Origin of the sequence: Kitasatospora sp. NBC_01266 (assembly GCF_036242395.1) — a bacterium.
Lineage (GTDB): Bacteria > Actinomycetota > Actinomycetes > Streptomycetales > Streptomycetaceae > Kitasatospora.
Genome location: NZ_CP108458.1, coordinates 1,696,923 through 1,723,232, shown reverse-complemented (window position 1 = coordinate 1,723,232; position 26,310 = coordinate 1,696,923). Strand labels below are relative to the sequence as shown.

General features: G+C 75.0%; 3 protein-coding genes. All 3 read left to right on the top strand.

Annotation, left to right across the window (positions count from 1 at the left end):
- Positions 1-24: 24 nt before the first annotated feature.
- The 3 genes from OG403_RS07460 (at position 25) to OG403_RS07450 (ending at position 26,079) form a co-directional block, all read left to right on the top strand.
- A complete protein-coding gene (locus OG403_RS07460) occupies positions 25-15,666 on the top strand; it encodes a type I polyketide synthase (RefSeq protein ID WP_329562467.1) in 15,642 nt (5,213 codons plus the stop codon).
- Positions 15,667-15,750: 84 nt separating this feature from the next.
- Positions 15,751-25,284: a type I polyketide synthase gene (locus OG403_RS07455; protein ID WP_329562466.1), complete on the top strand. Its 9,534-nt coding sequence runs from the start codon at positions 15,751-15,753 to the stop codon at positions 25,282-25,284.
- Between the two features lie 27 nt (positions 25,285-25,311).
- Positions 25,312-26,079, top strand: a complete 768-nt coding sequence (locus OG403_RS07450; RefSeq protein WP_329562465.1) for a thioesterase II family protein — start codon at positions 25,312-25,314, stop codon at positions 26,077-26,079.
- Positions 26,080-26,310: the final 231 nt, after the last annotated feature.

Sequence of the window (26,310 nt, the reverse complement as noted above, 5' to 3'; positions counted from 1 at the left end):
CAACTTCCCGAGGGGCCAGTAGACATGAGCGACGAACAGAAGCTGCTCGATTACCTGAAGCGCGTCACCGCCGACCTCCACCAGACCCGCCGCCGGTTGCGGGAGCTGGAGGAGGGCGACCAGGAGCCGATCGCCATCGTGGCGATGGCCTGCCGCTTCCCCGGCGGGGTGCGCTCGCCCGAGCAGCTCTGGGAGGTGCTCGCCGAAGGGCGGGACGCGCTCACCGACTTCCCGACCGACCGTGGCTGGGACCTGGACCGCCTCTTCGACGAGGACCCCGACCGGCCCGGCACCTCCTACGCCCGCCAGGGCGGATTCGTCTCCGGTGCCACCGAGTTCGACGCGGCCTTCTTCGGCATCTCGCCGCGCGAGGCGCTGGCGATGGACCCGCAGCAGCGGGTGCTGCTGGAGACCTCCTGGGAGGCGATCGAGCGGGCGGGCGTCGACCCGCAGGCGCTGCGCGGCACCCGGACAGGCGTCTTCGTCGGCTCCAACGGGCAGGACTACGCCGCGCTGCTGATGGGCGCCGCGCAGGACGTCGAGGGCTACGGCGGCACCGGGAACGCCGCCAGCGTGATGTCCGGCCGCCTCTCCTACGCGCTCGGCCTGGAGGGCCCGGCCGTCACCGTCGACACCGCGTGCTCCTCCTCGCTGGTCGCCCTTCACCTGGCCGCCCAGGCGCTGCGGCAGGGCGAGTGCTCGCTGGCGCTGGCCGGCGGCGTGACGATCATGTCCACCCCGAGCCCGTTCATCGAGTTCAGCAAGCAGCGCGGCCTGGCCGGCGACGGCCGCTGCAAGGCCTTCGCGGCCGGTGCGGACGGCACCGGCTGGGGCGAGGGCGTCGGCATGCTGCTGCTCGAGCGGCTGAGTGACGCCCAGCGCCTGGGCCACCCCGTCCTCGCCGTGGTGCGCGGCAGCGCCGTCAACCAGGACGGTGCCAGCAACGGGCTCACCGCGCCCAACGGCCCGTCCCAGCAGCGGGTGATCCTCCAGGCGCTGGCCGGCGCCGGCCTCTCCCCGGACCAGGTGGACGCGGTCGAGGCGCACGGCACCGGCACCGCGCTCGGCGACCCGATCGAGGCGCAGGCGCTGCTCGCCACCTACGGCAAGGACCGGGGTGAGGCGGCACCGCTGCTGCTCGGTTCGATCAAGTCCAACATCGGCCACACCCAGGCGGCGGCCGGTGTGGCGGGTGTGATCAAGATGGTGCTGGCGATGCGGCACGGCACCATCCCGCAGACCCTGCACGTGGACGCGCCGTCGCCGCACGTGGACTGGTCGGCGGGCGCCGTCGAGCTGCTCACCGAGGCGGTGGCCTGGCCCGAGACCGGGCGCCCCCGGCGGGCCGGCATCTCCTCCTTCGGCGTCAGCGGCACCAACGCGCACACCATCATCGAGCAGGCCCCGGCTCCGGTGGCCGCCCCGGCCGCCGAGCCCACCCGCGAGCTGCCGCTGGGCCTGTGGCCGCTCTCCGGGCGCACCGACGAGGCGCTGCGCGAGCAGGCGGCCCGGCTGGCCGTGCTGCTGGCCGAGCAGCCCGAGCTGGACCTGCTCGACCTCGGCCACTCGCTGGCCACCACCCGCTCCGCGCTGGAGCACCGCGCCGCCGTGGTCGGCGCCACCCGCGCGGAACTGACCGCCGCCCTGGCCGCGCTGGCCACCGACGGCGAGGCCGCGAGCGCCGTGCGCGGGTCGGTGGTCACCGGCCGGACCGCCTTCCTGTTCTCCGGCCAGGGTAGCCAGCGGGCCGGTATGGGCCGTGAACTGTACGCCGCCTACCCGGAGTTCGCCGCCGCCCTGGACCAGATTTGCGAGCAGTTCGACGCCGGACTCCCGCGCCCGCTGCGCGAGGTGATGTTCGATCAGGACTCCGAGCTGCTCGACCAGACCGTCTACACCCAGGCCGCCCTGTTCGCCATCGAGGTCGCGCTGTTCCGCCTGCTGGAGTCCTGGGGCCTGCGCCCCGACCAGCTGGCCGGCCACTCGATCGGCGAGTTGGTGGCCGCGCACGTCGCGGGCGTCTGGTCGCTGGCGGACGCCTGCAAGCTGGTGGCCGCGCGCGGCCGCCTGATGCAGGCGCTGCCGTCCGGTGGCGCGATGCTCTCGGTGCGGGCCACCGAGGAGGAGGTCCGGGCCGAACTGGCCGGGCGCGCGGACGACGTGGCGATCGCGGCGGTCAACGGCCCCGAGTCCGTCGTCGTCTCGGGCGTGGCGGCGATCGTCGACGAGCTGGCCGAGACCTGGTGGTCCCAGGGCCGCAAGGTCAAGCGGCTGCCGGTCAGCCACGCCTTCCACTCGCCGCTGATGGACCCGATGCTGGCCGAGTTCCGAGCCGTCGCCGAGTCGCTGACCTACCACGCGCCGTCCGTCCCGGTGGTCTCCAACCTCACCGGCACGCTCGCCGCGGACCTGACCGACCCGGGCTACTGGGTGCGCCACGTGCGCGAGGCGGTCCGGTTCGCCGACGGCATCGCCACCCTGCTCGAGCACGGCGCGCGGACCTTCGTGGAGCTGGGCCCCGACGGCGTGCTGACCGCGCTGGCCCAGCACGTCCTGGACGCCCTCGACACCGTCGACGGCGCGACGGTCACCGTCCCGCTGGCCCGCGCCGGGCGGGCCGAGACGGCCGCGCTGACCACCGCGATCGCCCGCCTGGCCGTGCACGGCACGGCCCCCGACTGGTCCGCCTACTACGCCGGCACCGGCGCCCGCCGGATCGACCTGCCGACCTACGCCTTCCAGGGCACCCGCTACTGGCTGGAGCCCGGCGGCGCGCTCTTCGGCGACGCGGCGGCGATCGGCCTGGCGGGCGTCGGCCACCCGCTGCTCGGCGCCGCGATCCAACTCGCCGACACCGAGGGCACCTTGCTGACCGGCAGCCTCTCGCTGCGCAGCCACCCCTGGATCGCCGACCACGGCATCCTCGGCACCGTGCTGCTGCCCGGCACCGCCTTCCTCGAACTGGCCATCCGGGCCGGCGACCTGGTCGGCTGCGGCCAGGTCGACGAACTGACCCTGGAGACCCCGCTGGTGCTGCCCGCCGAGGGCGCCGTCCAGCTCCAGGTCTGGGTCGGCGCGCCGGACGAGGCCGAGCGCCGCCCGATCAGCATCCACTCGCGCCGCCAGGGCACGGGCGAACTCGACCTGGCCGGTGAGCAGTCCTGGACCCGGCACGCCCAGGGCCAGCTGCTGGCGACGGCGGCCGCGCCGGTCGGCTCGCTGGCCGAGTGGCCGCCCGCCGAGGCCACCCCGATCGACGTCAGCGACTTCTACGCCGGCTGGGCCGAGACCGGCTTCCGGTACGGCCCGACCTTCCGCGGCCTGCGGGCCGCCTGGCGGCGCGGCACCGAGGTCTTCGCCGAGGTGGTGCTGCCGGAGGAGGCCGACGCCGCCGACTACGGCATCCACCCCGCCCTGCTGGACGCCGGCCTGCACGCGATCGGCCTGGGCCGCTTCGTCGGCGGCGAGGCGCCGGCCGCCGGCGAGGGCCGGCTGCCGTTCTCCTGGAGCGGCGTGTCGCTGCACGCCACCGGCGCCGCCGCGCTGCGGGTGCGCCTGGCCCCGGCCGGGACGGACGCCGTCAGCGTGCTGGTGACCGACCAGGCCGGCGAGGTCGTCGCCACCGTCGACTCGCTTGCGGTCCGCCGGGTCACCGCCCAGCAGCTGGAGCAGCCGCAGGACGAGCCCGACGACGCGCTGCTGCGGCTGGACTGGACGCCCGCCGCTGCGCCCGCTGCGCCGACCACTGCGCCGACTGCTGCGCCGAACGGGCCGACCGAGCTGGCCGAGGCCCGCTGGCTGCTGCTCGGCGAGGGCGTCGAGGCGGCCGAGCAGCCGCTGCGCGGACTGGGCCTGACGGTCCAGGCGATCGCCACGCTGACCGAGGTCCCCGAGCCGGACGGGGCGCCGCTGGTCACGCTGGCCGGCCTGACCGGTCCGGTGGCCGTCGAGCGGACCCTGCTGCTGCTCCAGCGGTGGCTGGCCGAGGACCGGCTGAGCGAGGCCGGCCTGGCCGTGGTGACCTGCGGCGCCGTCGTCGCCGTCCCGGGCGACGAGGTGCGCGACGTGCCCGCCGCGGCCGTCTGGGGCCTGGTCCGCTCCGCGCAGTCGGAGAACCCCGGCCGGGTGGTGCTGGTCGACGTGGACGGCTCCCCGGAGTCCTGGGCCGCGCTGCCCGGTGCGCTGGCCTCCGGCGAGTCGCAGCTGGCGCTGCGCGCCGGTGCGGCCCTGCTGCCGCGGCTGGCCCGGGGCGCGGTCGACGCCGAACTCGCCGTGCCCGCCGGCGCGGTGGCCTGGCGGCTGGACAGCGCCGAGCGCGGCACGCTGGACGCGCTGGCGCTGTTCGAGACCCCGGTCGAGGAGTTGACGCAGGGTCAGGTCCGGATCTCGGTGCGGGCGGCCGGAGTCAACTTCCGTGATGTGCTCAACGCGCTCGGCATGTACCCCGGCCCGGCCGGGCTGTTGGGCGGCGAGGGCGCGGGTGTGGTCGCCGAGGTGGGTCCGGGGGTCACGGGCCTTGCCGTCGGTGACCGGGTGCTCGGCATGTTCGTCGGCGGCTTCGGTCCGCAGGTGGTCACCGACCACCGGCTGCTGGCCCGGATCCCGGCCGGCTGGTCCTTCGCCGAGGCCGCGTCCGTGCCGACGGTCTTCCTGACCGCGCTCTACGCCTGGACCGATCTGGGTGCGGTCAAGGCCGGTGAGCGGGTGCTGGTGCACGCGGGCGCCGGTGGTGTGGGCATGGCGGCGATCCAGCTGGCCCGCCACCTGGGCGCGGAGGTCTTCGCGACCGCCAGTCCCGGCAAGTGGGACACGCTGCGCTCGCTGGGTCTGGACGAGGACCACATCGCCTCCTCGCGTGACCTCGGCTTCCGTGACAAGTTCCTCGCCGTCACCGGCGGGGACGGCGTGGACGTGGTGCTGAACGCCCTGGCGGGCGAGTTCGTGGACGCCTCGCTGGAACTGCTGCCGCGCGGCGGGCGGTTCCTGGAGATGGGCAAGACCGACATCCGCACGGAGGCTCCCGAGGGCGTCGCCTATCGGGCGTTCGACCTGGTGGAGGCCGGCCCGGCGCGGATCGGTGAACTGCTCGCCGAGCTGCTGGACCTGTTCGCGGCGGGGGCCATCGAGCTGTCGCCGGTGAAGGTGTGGGACGTCCGCCGGGCCCCGGAGGCGTTCCGGTTCGTCAGCCAGGCCAAGCACATCGGCAAGGTCGTGCTGACCGTGCCACAGTCGCTGGACCCCGAGCGCACGGTGCTGATCACCGGCGGCACCGGCTCGCTCGGCGCGCTGGTCGCCCGCCACCTGGTGCGTGAGCACGGCGCCCGCAAGCTCCTGCTGCTCAGCCGCAGCGGCACCAAGGCCGCCGGTGCGGTGGAACTGGTCGCCGAGCTGGCCGAGTTGGGTGCCACCGCTGAGCTGGTCGCGTGCGATGTGGCCGACCGCGACGCGCTGGCGGCCGTGTTGGCGGGCCGGTCGCTGACCGCCGTGGTGCACACCGCCGGTGTGCTGGACGACGGGGTCATCGGCTCGCTGGACGCCGCGCGGATCGCCGGTGTCTGGGCGCCGAAGGCCGGTGCGGCCTGGGCGCTGCACGAACTGACGATAGATCAGGACCTGGCCGCCTTCGCGCTCTTCTCCTCGGCCGCCGCCACCCTCGGTGGCACGGCCCAGGGCAACTACGCGGCGGCCAACGCCTTCCTGGACGGTCTGGCGGAGCACCGCCACGCGCTGGGCCTGCCCGGCACCTCCTTCGCCTGGGGACCGTGGGACCAGGCGGGCGGCGGCATGACGGCCGGGCTGGCCGGCGCGGACGTCTCGCGGATGGCGCGCGGCGGTCTGCTGCCGCTCTCCCGCCCCGAGGGGCTGGCGCTCCTCGACGCGGGCATCGGCTCGGCGAGCGCCGCGCTGGTCCCGCTTCGGATCGACCTCGCCGTGCTGCGTGGACAGGCGGCTGCCGGGGCGCTGGCACCGGTCTTCCGTGGCCTGGTGCGCGGCACCGGCCGCCGGGTGGTCGGCGGTGCCGCCGCCGGCGGCGGGCGTTCGGCGCTGGTGGAGCGGCTCGCGCCGCTGGCCGAGGCCGAGCGCGGGCGCGCGGTGCTGGAGCTGGTGCGTGGTGCGGCGGCTGCCGTGCTGGGCCATGGTTCGGCGGACGCGGTGGAGCCGGGGCGGGCGTTCAAGGAGCTGGGGTTCGACTCGCTGACCGCCGTCGAGCTGCGCAACCGCCTGGGCGGAGCCACCGGTCTGCGGCTGCCGGCCACCCTGGTCTTCGACTACCCGACCCCGCAGCTGCTCGCCGAGTACGTGCTGGGCGAACTGGCCGGCGAACTGGGTGGGGTCGCCGCCTCGGCTGCCGGTGTCGCCGTGGCGACGGCGGCGATGGCGGAAGAGCCGCTGGCGATCGTCGGGATGGCCTGCCGCTTCCCGGGCGGGGTGGACTCGCCCGAGGCGCTCTGGCAGCTGGTCAGCACCGGCGGCGACGCGATCGGCGGCTTCCCGGCCGACCGTGGCTGGGACCTGGACGGCCTCTACGACCCCGACGGCGAGACGCCCGGCACGAGTTATGTGCAGTCCGGTGGATTCCTCTACGGCGCCAGCGAGTTCGACCCCGGGTTCTTCGGGATCTCGCCGCGCGAGGCGCTGGCCATGGACCCGCAGCAGCGCCTGCTGCTGGAGACCGCCTGGGAGACCTTCGAACGGGCTGCGATCGACCCGCGCTCGCTGCGCGGCAGCCGGACCGGCGTCTTCGTCGGCGCCGCGGCCTCCGGCTACGGCACCGGCCTGGTCAGCGTCCCCGAGGGCGTCGAGGGCCACCTGCTCACCGGCAACACCCCGAGCGTGATCTCCGGCCGCCTCTCCTACACCTTCGGCCTGGAGGGCCCGGCGGTCACCGTCGACACCGCGTGCTCCTCCTCGCTGGTCGCTCTGCACCTGGCGGGCCAGGCGCTGCGCAGTGGTGAGTGCTCGATGGCGCTGGTGGGTGGCGTGACCGTGATGGCGACGCCGGGGATCTTCACCGAGTTCTCCAAGCAGGGCGGCCTGTCGGCCGACGGCCGCTGCCGGGCCTTCGCGGCCGGCGCGGACGGCACCGGCTGGTCCGAGGGCGCGGGCATGCTGCTGGTCGAGCCGCTCTCCGAGGCGCGCCGCCAGGGCCACCCGGTGCTGGCGGTGGTGCGCGGTACGGCCGTGAACCAGGATGGCGCGTCGAACGGCCTGACGGCGCCCAACGGTCCGTCGCAGCAGCGGGTGATCCGCCAGGCGCTGGCCAACGCCAAGCTGACGGCCGATCAGATCGACGCGGTGGAGGCGCACGGCACGGGTACGGCGCTGGGCGACCCGATCGAGGCGCAGGCGCTGCTGGCGACGTACGGGCGTGATCGGGGTGCGGGGGAACCGCTGCGGCTTGGCTCGATCAAGTCCAACATCGGCCACACCCAGGCGGCTGCCGGTGTCGCGGGTGTGATCAAGATGGTGCTGGCGATGCGCAACGGACTGCTGCCGCAGACCCTGCACGTGGACGAGCCCACCCCGCACGTGGACTGGACGGTGGGCGCCGTCGAGCTGCTGACCGAGGCGCTGGCCTGGCCGGAGACGGGCGAGCCGCGCCGGGCGGGGGTCTCCTCCTTCGGGATCAGCGGGACCAACGCGCATGTGATTCTTGAGCAGGTTACCGAGGAGCAGCTGGAGTCCCGCTCGACTGCCGCTGTGGCGCCGCTGGTTGACGCTTCGGTGCTGCCGCTGGTGGTGTCCGGGCGCGGCGAGGCGGCGCTGCGGGCGCAGCTCGAGCGGCTGTCGGCGGTCGAGGCTGACCCGGCGGCGCTGGCTGCCGCGCTGGTGCGCGGGCGCTCGGTGTTCGAGGACCGGGCGGTGCTGCTCGGTGGCGAGCAGGTGACCGGTCGGGCGGTCGGTGACGGTGGGGTGGTGCTGGTCTTCCCGGGTCAGGGTTCGCAGTGGGTGGGGATGGCGTCGGGGTTGCTGGCGGCTTCGCCAGTGTTCGCGGAGTCGATCGCGGCCTGTGCTGAGGCGCTGAAGCCTTTTGTGGACTGGTCGTTGGAGGATGCGCTGACGGATGTCGCGTTGCTGGAGCGGGTTGACGTGGTGCAGCCGGTGCTCTTCGCGGTGATGGTGTCGTTGGCGGCGCTGTGGCGTTCGATGGGCGTCACGCCGTCGGCTGTGGTGGGTCACTCGCAGGGTGAGATCGCGGCGGCTTGTGTGGCGGGTGCGTTGTCGTTGGAGGATGCTGCGCGGGTGGTGGCGCTGCGGGCGAAGGCGCTGGCGCGGGTGGCGGGTTCGGGTGGCATGGTGTCGCTCTTCGCTTCGGCGTCGACGGCGGGTGAGTTGCTGGCGGGGTTTGAGGGCCGGGTCGGCATCGCGGCGGTGAACGGGCCGGGTTCGGTGGTGGTTTCGGGTGAGGCCGCTGGTCTGGACGAGTTCCTGGCTCGGTGTGCTGCGGTGGGTGTGGATGCCCGTCGGGTGAAGGTGGACTACGCGTCGCACTCCGCGCAGATGGAGGTGCTGGAGGCGGAGATTGTCGAGGCGCTGGCGCCGGTGACGGGTCTGGCGCCGAGTATCCCGATGTTCTCGACGTATACCGGTGACTGGGTCAAGGCCGGTGAGCTGGGCGGGCGTTACTGGTACGAGAATCTGCGGCACCCGGTCCGGCTGCAGTTCGCGGTGGAGGAGCTGGCCAAGGCCGGGCACCGGGTCTTCGTGGAGTCCAGCCCGCACCCGGTGCTCACCGTGGGCGTGCAGGACACCCTGGACGCCAACGGCGGCGGCATTGCGCTGGGGACCCTGCGCCGCGAACAGGGCGATGCCACCCGCTTCCTGACCTCCGTGGCCGAGGCCTTCGTCAACGGCGCCACCGTCGACTGGTCCTGCCTGTTCGGCGGCGAGGTCGAGCGCGTGGAGCTGCCGACCTACGCGTTCCAGCGCGAGCGCCTCTGGTTGGACTCCGGGATCGCGGCGGCCGCGCTGGCTGCGGCGGCCGTCGATCCGGCGGAGGCGGGTTTCTGGGCGGCGGTTGACGGTGGTGACCTGGCGGGGCTCTCGGATGCGCTGGGTGTCGATGGGGCGCAGCCGTTCGGTGAGGTGCTGCCGGCGATCGCGGCGTGGCGTCGTGGGCGGCGTGAGGCCTCGGTGGTGGACGAGTGGCGCTACCGGGTGGTCTGGCGGCCGGTGTCGGTGGAGGTCGGTGTCGCGCTGGCCGGCGCCTGGTTGGTGGTGACGCATGGCCGGGACGCGGCTGGTGTGCTGGCGGCGCTGCGGGCCGGTGGCGCCGAGGCGGTCGAGGTCATCGATGACGCTTCGGGGCTGGCGGAGGCGGTTGCCGGGCGGGAGTTCGCCGGGGTGCTCTCGCTGGCGGGCAGCGACGCGCTGGCCCCGGTCGCTCCGGCGGAGCAGCTGCGGCTGCTCCAGACGCTGGGTGAACTCGGCATCGAGGCGCGGCTGTGGTGGGTGACGTCGGGTGCGGTGTCGGTGGGTCGCTCGGATGCGCTGACGGCGCCGGGCGCCGCGCCGGTGTGGGGTTTGGGTCGGGTGGCGGCGCTGGAGTTCCCGGAGCGCTGGGGTGGTCTGGTCGACGTTCCCGAGGAGTTGGACGCGCGGGCTGGTGCGCGGCTCTGCGCGGTGCTGGCGCAGTCGGTTGAGGACCAGGTGGCGGTTCGGGCGTCCGGGGTCTTCGGGGCCCGGTTGGAGCGGGCGTTGCCGGGGATCGCGGTGGAGGCCGGTTGGTCGGTCTCGGGTTCGGTGCTGGTGACCGGTGGGACGGGCGGTCTGGGTGCGCAGGTGGCGCGCTGGCTGGTCGGGCAGGGTGCCGAGCACCTGGTGCTGGTGAGCCGTCGTGGCCCGCAGGCACCGGGAGCCGGCGAACTGGCCGAGGAACTGCGCGGCCTGGGTGCGGCGGTGGACATCGTGGCCTGCGACGTGACCGACCGGGACGCACTTGCCCGGCTGGTCGACGGTCTCTCGCTCACGGCCGTGGTGCACACGGCCGCCGTCCTGGATGACGGTGTGCTGGAGGGGCTGACGGCCGAGCGGCTGCACGCGGTGCTGGCGGCGAAGGCGGAGTCGGCCTGGCATCTGCACGAGCTGACGAAGGGTCAGGATCTGGCCGCGTTCGTGCTCTTCTCCTCGCTGGCGGGCACCCTGGGTGCGGCCGGTCAGGGCAACTACGCCGCCGCCAACGCCTATCTGGACGCGCTGGCGGAGTACCGCCGTTCGCAGGGCCTGGCGGCCAGCTCGATCGGCTGGGGTCCGTGGGCGGAGGACGGCCTGGCGGCCGAGAGCGCGGTGGTCGGTGCCCGGATGCGGCGCAGCGGCCTGCCGGGCATGGCGCCGCAGGCCGGACTCACCGCGCTGGGCCGGGTGTTGGCCTCGGGTGACACCACGCTCGCGGTGGCCGACGTGGCCTGGGAGCGGTTCGCGCCCTCCTTCGTCTCGGTGCGGCCGTCCGCGCTGCTGGCCGATGTGCTGGCAGGACTGGCCTCCGGTGCTCCGAGTGCGCCGGCCGAAGCGGCGCCGCAGGCGGCCGGTTGGGCTGGTCGGTTGGCGGGTCTGGTGGCGGGGGAGCGGTTGTCGGCGGTGGTGGGCTGGGTCTGTGCCGAGGCGGCGTCGGTGCTGGGCTATGGCTCGGTGGACGCGGTGGCGGCGGGGCGGGCCTTCCGGGATCTGGGGTTCGATTCGCTGACGGCGGTGGAACTGCGGAACCGGCTGGCGAAGTTGTCGGGTCAGCGGCTGCCGGCCGGGTTGGTCTTCGACTACCCGACACCGAGGGTGCTGGGCGAGTTCCTGCTGGGCAAGCTCTCGGGCTCGGAGGCGGCGGTCGTCGACATGGTGACGCCGGTGCGGTCGGTGGTCGAGGACGACCCGGTGGTGATCGTCGGGATGGCCTGCCGCTTCCCGGGCGGCGCGGCTTCGCCCGAGGCGCTCTGGAAGTTGCTGGAGTCGGGTACCGACACCATCGCGGAGTTCCCCAATGACCGTGGCTGGCAGCTCGGTTCGACCACTTCCTTCACGCCTCGCGGTGCCTTCCTCTATGAGGCGGGCGAGTTCGACGCGGACTTCTTCGGGATCTCGCCGCGCGAGGCGCTGGCGATGGACCCGCAGCAGCGGCTGCTGCTGGAGACCTCCTGGGAGCTGTTCGAGCAGGCCGGGATCGATCTCTCGGCGCTGCGCGGGAGTTCGACCGGCGTCTTCGTCGGCAGCAACGGCCAGGACTACCCGGCGCTGCTGAGCGCGACGGCGGCGGCCGAGGGGCTCGAAGGCCACCTGTTGACGGGCAACGCGGCGAGCGTGGTCTCGGGCCGCCTCTCCTACACCTTCGGCTTCGAGGGCCCCGCGGTCACCGTGGACACGGCCTGCTCCTCCTCCCTGGTTGCTCTTCACCTGGCCGTCCAGGCGCTGCGCAACGGCGAGTGCGCGATGGCCGTGGCCGGCGGTGTCACCGTGATGTCCACGCCGGGCCTGTTCGCCGAGTTCGGGCGTCAGGGCGGCCTGGCGGCGGACGGTCGCTGCAAGGCCTTCGCTGCGGCGGCCGACGGCACCGGCTGGGGTGAGGGCGTGGGCCTGCTGCTGGTGGAGCGGCTGTCCGATGCCGAGCGGTTGGGGCACCGGGTGCTGGCGACGGTGCGTGGTACGGCGGTGAACCAGGACGGTGCGTCGAACGGCTTGACGGCGCCGAACGGTCCGTCGCAGCAGCGGGTGATCCGGCAGGCTTTGGCAAGCGCCGGTCTGTCGGCTGGTCAGGTTGACGTCGTGGAGGCGCATGGGACGGGTACGGCGTTGGGTGATCCGATCGAGGCGGAGGCGCTGCTGGCGACCTACGGCCAGGGTCGTCCGGCCGAGAAGCCGCTGCTGCTGGGGTCGGTGAAGTCGAACATCGGGCACACTCAGGCGGCTGCGGGTGTGGCGGGTGTGATCAAGATGGTGCTGGCGATGCGGCACGGGGTCGTGCCGCAGACGCTGCACGTGGATGAGCCGTCGCCGCAGATCGACTGGTCGGCGGGTGCGGTGGAGCTGGTCACCGAGAAGCGGGTGTGGCCGGAGGGTGAGGGTCCGCGTCGTGCGGGTGTCTCCTCGTTCGGCGTGAGCGGCACCAACGCGCACGCGATCCTCGAAGTCACCCAGGCAGTGGCCGAGTTGACCGAGGGCGAGCCGACGGCTCAGCCGGACCAGGTGGTCGGCTGGCCGCTCTCGGCCAGGAGTGAGGCCGCGCTGCGCCAGCAGGCGGCGCGCCTGCTGGCCACGGTGACGGCGGCGCCCACGCTCGAACCCGTCGACGTCGCCTTCTCGTTGGCGACGCAGCGGGCTGCGCTGGAGCGTCGGGCGGTGGTGGTCGGTCGGGGTCGTGAGGCGCTGCTGGCCGGGCTGGCCGCTCTCGCCGAGGGTCGCGAGGTGCCGGGTGTGGTCAGTGGTGCTGCTGCGGATGACCCGAAGGTGGCGCTGCTCTTCTCCGGGCAGGGCAGTCAGCGGGCCGGGATGGGGCGTGAACTGCACGCCGCTTTCCCGGTGTTCGCGGACGCGCTGGACGCGGTCTGCGCGCGGTTCGACGCCGAGCTGGAACGCCCGCTGCGCGAGGTGCTGTTCGACCAGGACTCCGCGCTGCTCGACCAGACTGCCTACACCCAGGCCGGGTTGTTCGCCATCGAGGTGGCGCTGTTCCGCCTGCTGGAGTCCTGGGGTGTCCGGCCCGACTACCTGGCCGGCCACTCGATCGGCGAACTCGCCGCCGCACATGTCGCGGGGGTCTGGTCGCTGGCGGACGCCTGCAAGCTGGTGGCCGCGCGCGGTCGCCTGATGCAGGCGCTCCCCGCCGGTGGCGCGATGCTCGCCGTCCAGGCCACCGAAGACGAGGTCCGCGCCGCCCTGACCGGCATGGTGGACATCGCCGCCGTCAACGGGCCCGACTCGATCGTCGTCTCTGGCGCCGAGGCCGACATCACCGCCCTTGAGTCGGCGTTCCGCGCCGAGGGCCGCAAGGTCAAGCGCCTCACCGTCAGCCACGCCTTCCACTCCGCCCTGATGGACCCGATGCTCGCCGAGTTCCGCGCGGTCGCCGAGTCCCTCACCTACGCGCAGCCCCGGATCCCGCTGGTCACCGCCCTCGCCGAGGACCTCACCACCCCCGGCTACTGGGTGCGCCACGTCCGCGAGGCCGTCCGCTTCGCCGACGCCCTCGCCACCCTCCAGGGCCATGGTGTGCGCACCTTCCTGGAGATCGGCCCCGACACCGTGCTCTCCGCGATGGCCGCCGAGACCGGCTGCATCCCCACCCAGCGAGCCGGGCGCCCCGAGGCGGAGACCCTGCTCACCGCCCTTGCGAGCGCCTACACGCGCGGCACGGCCGTCGACTGGGCCACCACCCTGCCCGCCGACGCCCACGGCGTCGACCTGCCCACCTACGCCTTCCAGCGCACCCGCTTCTGGCCCACCGCAGCCACCACCCCGGCGCCCACGACAGCCGCCACCGACCTGGACGCCCGCTTCTGGGCGGCCGTCGAGCAGCAGGACCTCGCCACCCTCACCACCACCCTCGACCTCCCCGACCCCGCCGCCCTCGGCCAACTCCTGCCCGCCCTCTCCACCTACCACCGCCGCCGCAGCGCCCAGTCGGTGCTGGACGCCTGGCGCTACCGGGTGGACTGGGTGCCCGCCGTCCCGGAGTCGGCGGCCACGCTGCACGGCAGCTGGCTGCTGGTCTCCGCCACCGGCGTGGCCGAGCAGCCGACCGAGGAGCTGGCGCAGGCCTTGGAGGCCGGCGGCGCGACCGTGGTCCGGGCCCGGCTGAACGCCGCGAAGCCGGACCGGGCCGCCTACGCCGAGCAGTTGCGCGACGCCCTGGCGGAGACCGCGCTCTCCGACATCGACGCGCTGGACGCGCTGTTCCAGGTCAGCGGCGTGCTCTCGCTGCTCGGCTTCGACGCGCAGCCGCTGCCGGGCAGTTCCGCCACCCCGGCCGGGCTGCCGGCCACGGCGGCGCTGATCCAGGCGCTCGGTGAGCTGGACCTGGACGCCCCGCTCTGGTGCGCGACCCGGGGCGCGGTGTCGGTCGGCGGACAGGACGCCGTCCAGCGGCCCGAGCAGGCGATGGTCTGGGGCCTGGGCCGGGTGGCCGCGCAGGAGCGCCCGGAGAGCTGGGGTGGCCTGATCGACCTTCCCCCAGCCTCCGGTTGGGGGGACCCCCATCCGCTGCTGGACAGCCGGATCGCCGGCCGCCTGCGCTCGGTGCTGGCCCAGCGCGAGGAGGACCAGCTGGCGCTGCGTGCCTCCGGCACCTTCGCCGCTCGCCTGGCCCACGCGCCGGTAGCGGCCTCGGCCGTCGCCGACCCGGGCACCCCGTGGCGTCCCGAGGGCACCGTGCTGATCACCGGCGGCACCGGGGCGCTCGGCGCCCAGGTGGCCCGCTCGCTGGCCGGCAACGGAGCCGAGCACCTGCTGCTGCTCAGCCGGCGCGGTGCGCAGGCGCCGGGCGCGGCCGAGTTGGTCGAGGAGCTGACCGCGCTCGGCGCCCGGGTCACGGTGGCCGCCTGCGACGCGGCCGACCGGGACGCGCTGGCCCGGGTGCTCGCCGGGATTCCCGCCGATCACCCGCTCACCTCGGTGGTGCACACCGCCGGCGTGCTGGACGACGGCGTGCTCGACGGCTTGGCGCCCGACCGGTTCGACACCGTGCTCGCCGCGAAGGCCGCCGCCGCCCGCCACCTGCACGAGTTGACGCAGCATCAGAATCTGTCCGCCTTCGTGCTGTTCTCCTCGATCGCGGGCACCCTGGCCGGTCCCGGGCAGGGCAACTACGCTGCCGCCAACGCCTATCTGGACGCGTTCGCCCAGTGGCGCCGCGCCCAGGGGCTGGTGGCCACCTCGATCGCCTGGGGCCCGTGGGCCGAGGGCGGCATGGTGGCCGACAGCGCGCTGGTCGAGGGGCGGACCAGCCGGGGCGGCCTGCCCGTGATGGCGGCCGACCGGGCGGTGACCGCGCTCGAGCAGGCGGTCCGGGTGGACGACACGCTGCTCGCGGTGGTCGACGTGGACTGGCAGCGTTTCGCCCCCGGTTACACGGCCGTTCGCCGCAGCCCGCTGCTCGCCGGGATCCCGGCCGCCCGCGAGGCCGTCACGGCGGCCGCCGTGCAGAGCGCGAGCGCCGCCCCGGCGCTGCTCGGCCGGCTGGCGGCGGCCTCCGCCGCCGAGCGCCGCCGGCTGCTCCAGGAACTGGTCTGCACCGAGGTCGCGTTGGTCCTCGGCCATGCCTCGGCCGGGGCGATCGACCCGCAGCGGGCCTTCCGCGAGATGGGCTTCGACTCGCTCACCGCCGTCGAGTTGCGCAACCGCCTGAGCCTGGCGACCGGTTCGCGGCTGACCTCGACCCTGGTCTTCGACTACCCCACCCCGCTCGCCCTCACCGACCACCTCTACCTGGAGCTGTCGCCCGAGGCGGACGCCGAGGCCGACCACGGGCTGCGCGAACTCGACGCCCTGGAATCCGCGTTGGCCACGCTCGGCAGCGCTGACCAGGAGCGGCGCGAGGCGATCGGCGCCCGGCTGCGCACCCTGCTCTCCACCTTGGAGACCGCCCGGACGGGGGCGGACGCCGAGGCGGTCCCCGACGTGCTGGAGGGGGCGAGCGACGACGAGGTCTTCGACTTCATCGGCAAGGAGTTCGGCATCTCCTGACCCCGCCCCGCCCCCGTCCGCAGTACCGGCCCCGGCAGGACCCGGCCCCAAGACTTCCCGTGACTTCCTGAGGTGAGAGCAGACATGGCTACCGCAAACGAGGACAAGCTCCGCTACTTTCTCAAGCGGGTGACCGCTGACCTGCACCAGACCCGGCAGCGGCTGCACGAGGTGGAGAGCGGCGCCCCCGAGCCCGTGGCCATCATCGGGATGAGCTGCCGGTTCCCGGGCGGCGTGCGCACCCCCGAGCAGCTCTGGGAGCTGCTCGCGGACGGCCGCGAGGCCCGCACCCCGTTCCCGGAGGACCGGGGCTGGGACCTGGAGACCCTCTGTGACCCGGACCAGGAGAAGCTGGGCACCTCGCTGGCCCGCAACGGCTCCTTCCTGGACAGCATCGCCGAGTTCGACGCCGGCTTCTTCGGCATCTCGCCGCGCGAGGCGCTCACCATGGACCCGCAGCAGCGGCTGCTGCTGGAGACCTCCTGGGAGGCCTTCGAGCGGGCCGGCCTGGACCCGGCCGAGCTGCGCGGCTCGCGCACCGGCGTCTTCATGGGCTCCAACGGCCAGGACTACGCGGGCCTGCTGATCGGCACGGTGGACGGCGCCGAGGGCTACATCGGCACCGGCAACGCGGCCAGCGTGCTCTCCGGCCGGGTCTCCTTCGCGCTCGGCCTGGAGGGCCCGGCGGTCACCGTCGACACGGCCTGCTCCTCGTCGCTGGTCTCGCTGCACCTCGCCGTCCAGGCGCTGCGCCAGGGCGAGTGCTCGCTGGCGCTGGCCGGCGGCGTCTCGGTGATGTGCACGCCCGGGGTCTTCGTCGACCTCAGCCGGCAGGGCGCCCTCTCCGAGGACGGCCGGTGCAAGGCCTTCGCCGAGTCGGCGGACGGCACCGGCTGGGGCGAGGGCGTCGGGGTGCTGCTGGTCGAGCGGCTGAGCGACGCGCGGCGCCTGGGTCACCCGATCCTCGCGGTGGTGCGCGGCAGCGCCGTCAACCAGGACGGCGCCAGCAACGGGCTGACCGCCCCCAACGGTCCGTCCCAGCAGCGGGTGATCCAGCAGGCGCTGGACAGCGCTCGCCTGACGAGTCGTCAGATCGACGTGGTGGAGGCGCACGGCACCGGCACCAAGCTGGGCGACCCGATCGAGGCGCAGGCCCTGCTGAACACCTACGGGCGCGACCGGGCGGAGGACCGGCCGCTCTGGCTCGGGTCGGTGAAGTCCAACCTGGGCCACACCCAGGCGGCGGCCGGTGTCGCGGGCGTGATCAAGATGGTGCTGGCGATCCGGCACGGCGTGCTGCCCAGGACGCTGCACGTGGACGCGCCGAGCTCGCAGATCGACTGGTCGGTAGGCGGGGTGGAGCTGCTCACCGAGCAGGTGGCCTGGCCGGCCACCGGCGAGCCGCGCCGGGCGGGTATCTCCTCCTTCGGCGTGAGCGGGACCAACGCGCACACCATCATCGAGCAGGCGCCGGAGCCGGAGCCGGTCGAGGAGTTGGCCGATCCGCCCGCTCGGGCGCCGCGCCCGCTGGGTGAACTCCCGGTCGTGCCATGGGTGCTGTCAGCGCGCGGGGCCGAGGCGCTGAGCGGTCAGGCGGCGCGGCTCGTGGCGTTCGCGGCGGAGCTGGACCCGGCGGCGGTGGCCGAAGCGCTGACCGGGCGCTCGGTCTTCGAGGACCGGGCGGTGCTGCTGGGCGGGAACCGGAGCGAACTGCTGCGCGGGGCCGAGGCGCTGGCCGCCGGGGTGGAGTCGCCGGGCCTGCTGCGGGGCGTGGCCGCCGGCGGTGGCCGGCCGGTCTTCGTCTTCCCGGGTCAGGGTTCGCAGTGGGTCGGGATGGCATCCGGGCTGATCGAGGCCTCGCCGGTGTTCGCGGAGTCGATCGCGGCCTGCTCGGCGGCTCTGCAGCCCTTCGTGGACTGGCGGTTGGCGGACGCGCTCACCGACGCCGCGCTGCTGGAGCGCGTCGACGTGGTGCAGCCGGTGCTCTTCGCCGTGATGGTCTCGCTCGCCGCCCTGTGGCGCTCGCTGGGCGTCACGCCCGCCGCCGTGATCGGCCACTCGCAGGGCGAGATCGCCGCAGCCTGCGTGGCGGGCGCGCTCTCGCTGGAGGACGCGGCCCGCGTCGTCGCGCTGCGGGCCAAGGCCATTGCGCGGGTGGCGGGTTCGGGCGGCATGGTGTCGCTCTTCGCCTCCGCCGAGCAGGCCGGCGAGCTGCTGGCCGGCTTCGAGGGCCGGGTCGGCATCGCCGCCGTCAACGGCCCCGGCTCGGTGGTGATTTCGGGCGAGGCCACCGCGCTGGACGAGTTCATGCTGGTCGCCGCCGAGGCCGGCGTCGACGCCCGCCGGGTGAAGGTGGACTACGCCTCGCACTCGCCGCAGATGGAGCTGCTGGCCGACGAGATCCGCCAGGCGCTGGCACCCGTGGTGCCGTTGGCCCCGAGCGTGCCGATGCTCTCCACGCTGCGCGGCAGTTGGGTGTCCGGCCCGGAACTGGACGCGGACTACTGGTTCGAGAACCTGCGCCACCCGGTCCGCTTCCAGGAGGGCATCGAGACCCTGGCGCGCGCCGGTCACCGGGTCTTCATCGAGGCCAGCGCCCACCCCGTGATCGCCGCCGCGATCGACGACACGCTGGCCGAACTCGGCCTGGACGGCGTGGCCGTGGGCACCCTGCGACGCGAGGAGGGCGGCCCGGACCGCTTCCTGCGCTCGCTCTGCCAGGCCTTCACCCGTGGCGTCGCGGTCGACTGGAGCACCCTGGTGCCCGCCGCCGAGCCCGCCGCCGAGCACGCTGCCGCCCCCGCCGCCCGGGTCGAACTGCCCACCTACGCCTTCCAGCGCCAGGACTACTGGCCCCCGGCCCGCCCGTCGCTGGTCGGCGACCCGGCCGGCCTCGGCCTGCGCGGCGTCGAGCACGGCCTGCTCGGGGCCGCCGTCACCCTCGCCGAGGACGACGGCCTGGTGCTCACCGGCCGGCTCTCCGTCAAGGCGCAGCTCTGGCTGGCCGACCACGCGCTCAACGGCACCGTCATCCTGGCCGGCACCGCCTTCCTCGAACTGGCCCTGCACGCCGCCGAGCAACTGGGCTGCGAGAGCGTGGAGGAGCTGACCGTCGAGTCCCCGCTGGTGGTCCCCGAGCGCGGCGCGGTCCGGGTGCAGGTCCGGGTCGGCGCCGTCGACGGGTCGGGCCGGCGCACCGTCACCGTCCACGCGCAGCCGGACGAGGGCCAGGACGCCTGGGCGCCGAACGACCAGCCGTGGACCCGGCACGCCGCCGGTGTGCTCGCGCTGACCCCGGCCCCCGACACCGCCGAGCCGCTCACCGCCTGGCCGCCCGCCGAGGCGACCGCACTGGAGGCCGCCTCGCTCTACCCCGCGATGGCCGAGCGCGGCTACGGCTACGGCCCGTCCTTCCAGGGCCTGCGGGCCGCCTGGCGACTGGGCGAGGAGGTCTACGCCGAGGTCGCGCTGCCCGCCGAGTTCCGCGCCCAGGCGCAGAGCTTCGCGCTGCACCCGGCGCTGCTCGACGCCGCGCTGCACGCCATCGCGGTGGGCGGCCTCTTCGACGACGACCCCGAGAGCCCCGGCCGGCTGCCCTTCTCCTTCAACCAGGTCACCCTGCACGCCACCGGCGCGTCCGTGCTGCGGGCCCGGCTGCGCCGCACCGGCCCCGACGCGGTGGAGATCCTGGTCGCCGACGCCGAGGGCGCGCCGGTGGCCACCATCGAACCGCTGCTGCTGCGCCCGATGTCCGCCGAGGCCGCCGCGCCGACGGTCGGTGACGACCTCTACCGGGTGGACTGGACCGAGCGGACGCTGCCCGACCAGGACCCGACCGGGCAGCGCTGGACCCTGCTCGGCGCGCCCGCCCCGCGCACCGCCGGCGCGCTGGCGGCGCTCGGCGTCGAGTTGACCTGCCACCCCGACGTCGCGGCGCTGGCCGCCGCCGTCGCGGCCGGTGCGCCCGCGCCCGAGGTGCTGCTGCTGGAGGCGCACGGCGACACCGCGCCGGACGCGGAGGACCTGCCGGCCACCGTCCACCGGGTCACCGGCGCGGTGCTCGGCGAGCTGCGGCAGTGGTTGGCGGCCGAGAACCTGGCCGAGACCCGGCTGGCGCTGCTCACCACCGGCGGCGCCCCGCTCGGCGACACCGACACCGACACCGACACTGCCACCGAGCCGGCCGCCCCCACCGACCTGGCCGCCGCCGCCGTCTGGGGCCTGGCCCGCACCGCGCAGACCGAGAACCCCGGCCGCCTGCTCCTCGCCGACCTGGACCGTACCGCCAGCTCCTGGGCCGCGCTGGCCCGGCTGCTCGGCTCGGACGAGACCCAGGCCGTGCTGCGCGAGGGCGTGGCACGAGTGCCCCGGCTGGCCCGCGCGGCCGCCGTCACCGCCGACGGTGCGGTGGCCGCCCCAGTCTGGGACCCGGCCGGCACCGTGCTGGTGGTCGGGGGCACCGGCCTGCTCGGCTCGCTGACCGCCCGCCACCTGGCCACCGAGCACGGCGTCCGCCGCCTGGTGCTGGCCGGGCGCAGCGGCCCCGCCGCCGAGGGCGCCGCCGAACTGGTCCGCGAGCTGGCCGAGCTGGGCGCCGAGGCCTCGGTGCGCGCCTGCGACGCCGCCGATCACGCCCAGCTCGCCGCGCTGATAGCCGAACTCGGCCCGCAACTGCGCGGCGTGGTGCACGTCGCGGGCGTGCTGGACGACGGCATGCTCGACGCGCTGACGCCCGAGCGCCTCAGCGCGGTGCTGCGCCCCAAGGTGGACGCCGCCTGGAACCTGCACCGCCTCACCGCCGGCCTGGACCTGACGGCCTTCGTGCTCTTCTCCTCCTTCTCCGGCATCGTCGGCAGCGCGGGCCAGGCCGGCTACGCGGCGGCCAACGTCTTCCTGGACGCGCTCGCCGCCCACCGCCGCGCCGCCGGGCTGCCCGCCGTCTCGCAGGCCTGGGGCTTCTGGGAGCAGAGCAGCGCGATGTCCGCGCACCTGGGCAGCGGCGACCGGCGCCGGATGGCCCGGCAGGGCGTGCTGCCGCTCTCCAACGAGGACGGCATGGCGCTCTTCGACCTCGCCTGCTTCTCGGGCCAGGCGCTGACCGTCCCGATCCGGCTGGACCTGCGCGCACTGCGTGCGCAGGCGGCGGCGGTCGGCCTGCCCCCGCTCTTCGGCACCCTGGTACCGCACCGGCCGCGCCGGGTCGCCGCCGCGGCCGGCGACACCGCGCCCGACTGGGCGGCGCAGCTGGCCCGGCTCGCGCCGGCCGAGGCCGAGCGCGCGCTGCTCGACCTGGTCCGGACCCAGGCCGCCGCCGTCCTCGGCCATGAGGGCGCGCAGGCGGTCGGCGCCGGGCGGGCCTTCAAGGAGCTGGGCTTCGACTCGCTGATGGCCGTCGAGCTGCGCAACCGGCTGGCCGGCGCCACCGGCGTGCGGCTGCCCGCGACCCTGGTCTTCGACTACCCCACGCCGGGCGCGCTGGCCGGCCGCCTGGGCGAGAGCCTGCTGGGCGCGGCCACGGCAGCCGCCACCCGGGCCGCCGCCGCACCGACCGCCGCCGCGCCCGGAGAGCCGATCGCCATCGTCGGCATGGCCTGCCGCTACCCCGGCGGGGTCAGCACGCCCGAGCAGCTCTGGGAGCTGGTGCTCAGCGAGAGGGACGCGGTCGGCGAGCTGCCCGGCAACCGGGACTGGGACCTGACGGCGCTCTACGACCCGGAGCCCGGCCTGCCCGGCCGCAGCTACACCCGGCACGGCGCCTTCGTGCACGACGCCGACGAGTTCGACCCGGCCTTCTTCGGCATCTCGCCGCGCGAGGCGCTCGCCATGGACCCGCAGCAGCGGCTGCTGCTGGAGACCTCCTGGGAGGCCTTCGAGCGGGCCGGCCTTGATCCGCAGGGCCTGCGCGGCAGCCGGACCGGCGTCTTCGCCGGGGTGATGTACCACGACTACGCCTCCCGGCTGCGCTCCTTCCCCGAGGGCGTCGACGCCTTCCTGGGCACCGGCAGCTCGGGCAGCGTGGCCAGCGGCCGGATCGCCTACACGCTCGGCCTGGAGGGCCCGGCGGTGACCGTCGACACGGCCTGCTCCTCCTCGTTGGTCGCGCTGCACCTGGCAGCCCAGGCGCTGCGCGGCGGCGAGTGCACCATGGCGCTGGCGGGCGGCGTGACCGTGCTCTCCACGCCGGGTGTCTTCATCGACTTCAGCCGCCAGCGCGGCCTGGCCGCCGACGGCCGCTGCAAGCCGTTCGCGGCGGCGGCCGACGGCACCGGCTGGGGCGAGGGCGCGGGCATGCTGCTGCTGGAGCGCCTGAGCGACGCGCAGCGCCTGGGCCACCCGGTGCTCGCGGTGCTGCGCGGCTCGGCCGTCAACCAGGACGGCGCTTCCAACGGTCTGACGGCTCCCAACGGCCCGTCCCAGCAGCGGGTGATCCGCCAGGCGCTGGCGGGTGCCCGGCTGACGGCCGACCAGGTCGACGTGGTCGAGGGGCACGGCACCGGCACCACGCTGGGCGACCCGATCGAGGCCCAGGCGCTGCTCGCCACCTACGGTCAGGGCCGGGCCGAGGAGCGGCCGCTGCTGCTCGGCTCGATCAAGTCCAACATCGGCCACACCCAGGCCGCGGCCGGGGTGGCGGGCGTGATCAAGATGGTGCAGGCGATCCGGCACGGTGTGGTGCCGCGCACCCTGCACGTGGACGAGCCGAGCCCGCACGTGGACTGGACGGCCGGCGCGGTGCGGCTGGCCACCGAGGCGCTGCCCTGGCCGCGGACCGGACGGCCGCGCCGGGCGGGCGTCTCCTCCTTCGGGGTGAGCGGGACCAACGCGCACCTGGTCCTCGAGCAGGCGCCGGCCGCCGCCGAGCCGGCGGGCGAGCGGGCCGAACTGCCGGGCGGCCTGCCGGTGCTGCTCTCCGGCCGTTCGGCCGGCGCGCTGCGCGGCCAGGCGCGGCGGCTGGCCGAGCACCTGGCGGCACACCAGGAGGTCGAACTGGCCGACCTGGCCGCCTCGCTGGCCACCGGCCGGGCCGCGCTGGAGTACCGCGCGGCACTGCCGGGCGGCGACCGGGACGAACTGCTGCGCGCGCTGCACGCGTTCGCGGCCGGTGAGCCGGCGGCGGGCACCGTGCAGGGGCTGGCGGCCGAGGCCCGGGTGGCCTTCCTCTTCACCGGCCAGGGCAGCCAGCGGCTCGGCATGGGCCGCGAACTCCAGGCCGCCCACCCGGTGTTCGCTGCCGCGCTGGACGCGGTCTGCGAGCAGCTGGACCCATTGCTGCCCAAGCCGCTGCGGGAGGTGCTGTTCGGCACCGACGCCGAGCTGCTGGACCAGACCCTCTACACCCAGACCGCGCTGTTCGCCTTTGAGGTGGCGCTGTTCCGGCTGCTGGAGTCCTGGGGGGTGCGGGCCGACCTGCTGGCCGGCCACTCGATCGGCGAACTGGCGGCGGCGCATGTCGCCGGCGTCTGGTCGCTGGCGGACGCCTGCAAGCTGGTCGCGGCGCGCGGCCGGCTGATGCAGGCGCTGCCGGCCGGCGGCGCGATGCTCGCCGTCCAGGCCACCGAGGAGGAGGTCCGGGCCGCGCTGACCGGAGAGGTCGACGTGGCGGCCGTCAACGGGCCCACGGCGGTGGTGGTTTCCGGGATCGAGGCGGAGGTCGCGGCCCTTGAGTCGACGTGGCGTGCCGAGGGCCGCAAGGTCAAGCGCCTCACCGTCAGCCACGCCTTCCACTCCCGGCTGATGGAGCCGATGCTGGCGGAGTTCCGGGCCGTCGCGCAGTCGCTGGACTACGCCGAGCCGCGCATCCCGGTGGTCTCCACCCTGACCGGCAAGATCGCGGAACCGGCCGACCCCGAGTACTGGGTGCGCCATGTGCGGGAGGCCGTGCGGTTCGCCGACGGCCTGCGCACCCTGCGCGAGCAGGGCGTGACCACCTTCGTCGAACTCGGCCCCGACGGTGTGCTGAGCGCCCTGGGCGAGGGCGGCAGCTGCATCCCCACCCAGCGCGCCGACCGCGCCGACCTGACCGAGCCGCAGGCGCTGACCGCGGCCGTCGCCCGGCTGCACGTGCGCGGCGTCCCGGTCGACTGGACCGCGTACTTCGCCGGCACCGGCGCGCGGCGGGTGGACCTGCCGACCTACGCCTTCCAGCGCGAGCGGTACTGGCTGCGCGAGGCCGACGGCGCGCTGCCGGTGGTGCGGCCGGGGTCGGTGGACGCGCGGTTCTGGGAGGCCGTGGAGCGCGAGGACCTGGCGGAGCTGGCCGCCGCACTGGACGGTGGGGAGGCGGAGTTGGCGGCACTGCGGCCCGCGCTGCCGCTGCTGTCGGGGTGGGTGCGGCGCAGCCGGGAGCAGCTGGGCTTCGCCGAGCCGGTGACTGCCGACATCTCTGACGAACCGTCAACTCTGCTGGAGCGGCTGGCCGGTGCCACCGACGAGGAGGAGCGCCGGGGCCTGCTGCTGCAGGTGGTGCTGTCGCAGGCGGCCGAGGTGCTCGGCCACGCCTCGGCGGACACCGTGGAGGCGACCCGGGAGTTCCTGGAGCAGGGCTTCGCCTCGCTCTCCGCCGTCGAACTGCGCGACCGCCTCGGCGTGCTCGCCGGGCAGGCGCTGCCGGTCGCGGTGGTGTACGACTACCCGACGCCGGTCGAACTGGCCGACTTCCTCGCGGAGTTGCTGGCCGATGAGCTGGCCGGCAGCGGGCCGGACGAGGTCACGCCCGCCGCGCCCGCGTCGCTCCCGCCCGCGGTACCCGAGGCGCCCGCCGCCCCCGTCCCCACCCCCGTGGTCGAGCCCGCCCCGTCCCCGGCCCCCGCCCTGTCGCCCTCGCTCGGCAGCTTCGCGACCCTGCTCACCGCCGCCTGCGGCACCGGCCGCACCGGCGAGTTGCTCGACCTGCTGAGCGCGGCCGCCGCGCTCCAGGCCGGCTCCGGCTCCCGCGCCACGGCCCTCGCGCCGCTGCGGCTGGCCGGCGGCCCGGCGGGCGAGACGCTGGTCTGCTGCTCCGCGCTGACCGCCGTGGCGGGCCCCGGTCGCTACCTGCGGTTCGCCGCCGCGCTGGACGGCGAGCGGGAGGCCGTCTTCCTGCCCGCGCCCGGCTTCGCGCCGGGGGAGCGGGTGCCCGCCTCGTTCGACGAGGTGATCAACCGTCAACTGGACGCGCTGCCAAGCGGTATGATCACCTTGCTCGGTGCCGGTACGGGTGGCCTGGTCGCGTACCAGCTGGCCCGGGCACTGGAGGAGCGGGGCACGCCCGCCGCCGCGCTGGTCCTGATCGACGCGCCGGCCCCCGGTGCCGATCTCACCGAGGCGCTGACCGTCGAGCTGGTCGGCGGCCTGGTGACCGCCGACCCGCTGGTCGGCGACGACGCCCGGCTGATCGCCACCGGCGGCTACCGGCGGATCCTGCCGCCCTGGCAGCCCACCGCCCTCACCGCCACCCCCACCCTGCTGCTCACTCCGGCGGGCCCGGCGCTGACCGGCCCCACCGGCGCCGACCGCCCGGCCTGGCCGGGCGAGCACCGCAGCGCCGAACTGACCGGCGACCCGCTGGAGATCCTGGGCGCCGACGCCGCCGCCACCGCGCGGCTGGTCCACGACCGGCTCGCCGCCGCGACCCGCTGACCTGAACCCCTCAGAGAGGAAACGAAGATGACGACTCCCGTGGTGGACAGCAGCCTCTGGCTCCGCAACTACCACCCGGCGCCGCAGAGCCGGGCCCGCCTGGTCTGCTTCCCGCACGCCGGCGGTTCGGCCAGCTACTACTTCCCGGTCTCCGCCGCCCTCTCGCCGGAGCTGGACGTCTTCGCCGTCCAGTACCCGGGCCGACAGGACCGCCGCGCCGACCCGTTCATCGACACCATCGAGGAACTGGCCGACGTGATCCACCTCGCCCTCGCCCCGACGGTGCTCGACGGCACCCCGTTCGCGTTCTTCGGTCACAGCATGGGCTCGGTGCTCTCCTTCGAGGTGGCCCGCCGCTTCGAGGAGCGGGACGGCGTCAGCCCCGTCGCCCTGTTCGCCTCGGGCCGCCGCGCCCCCAGCCGGCTGCGCGAGGAGAACGTGCACCTGCGCGACGACGCGGGCATCGTCAGGGAGATGCGCAACCTCGGCGGCACCGACTCCCGGGTGCTCGGCGACCCCGAGCTGCTGGAGATGGTGCTGCCCGCGATCCGCAACGACTACCGGGCCGTGGAGCGCTACAGCCGGGGCACGGAGGCCAGGATCAGCGCCCCGATCGTGGTGCTGACCGCCGACGACGACCCGCGCACCACCGTCGAGGAGGCCCGCGCCTGGTCCGACCACACCACCGGGGCCAGCGACCTGCACACCTTCACCGGTGGCCACTTCTACCTGGAGCAGCACGCGGGCCGGGTGATCGAGGTGATCTCGCAGACCATGGCCCAACTGGTCCGTTAGTCCAAGGCGGCGCCCGCCGCCCCCGCACCACCCCGGCCACCCCCGGCCCGCAGTCCGCTGCGGGCCGGGGGTGTTCTGGCTGTCCGTGAAGTGGATGGCCTGTGGTGTCCGTGGCGGATCCGCGACGGCCCGATGAGCGGCAGGGAACGTCCTAGTTGCACGAGTGTGGCCGGGGTCCAACGATGTCGTTGACGCGTGAAGACGGGGTCGGCGAGGATCCGAAAGCCAGTC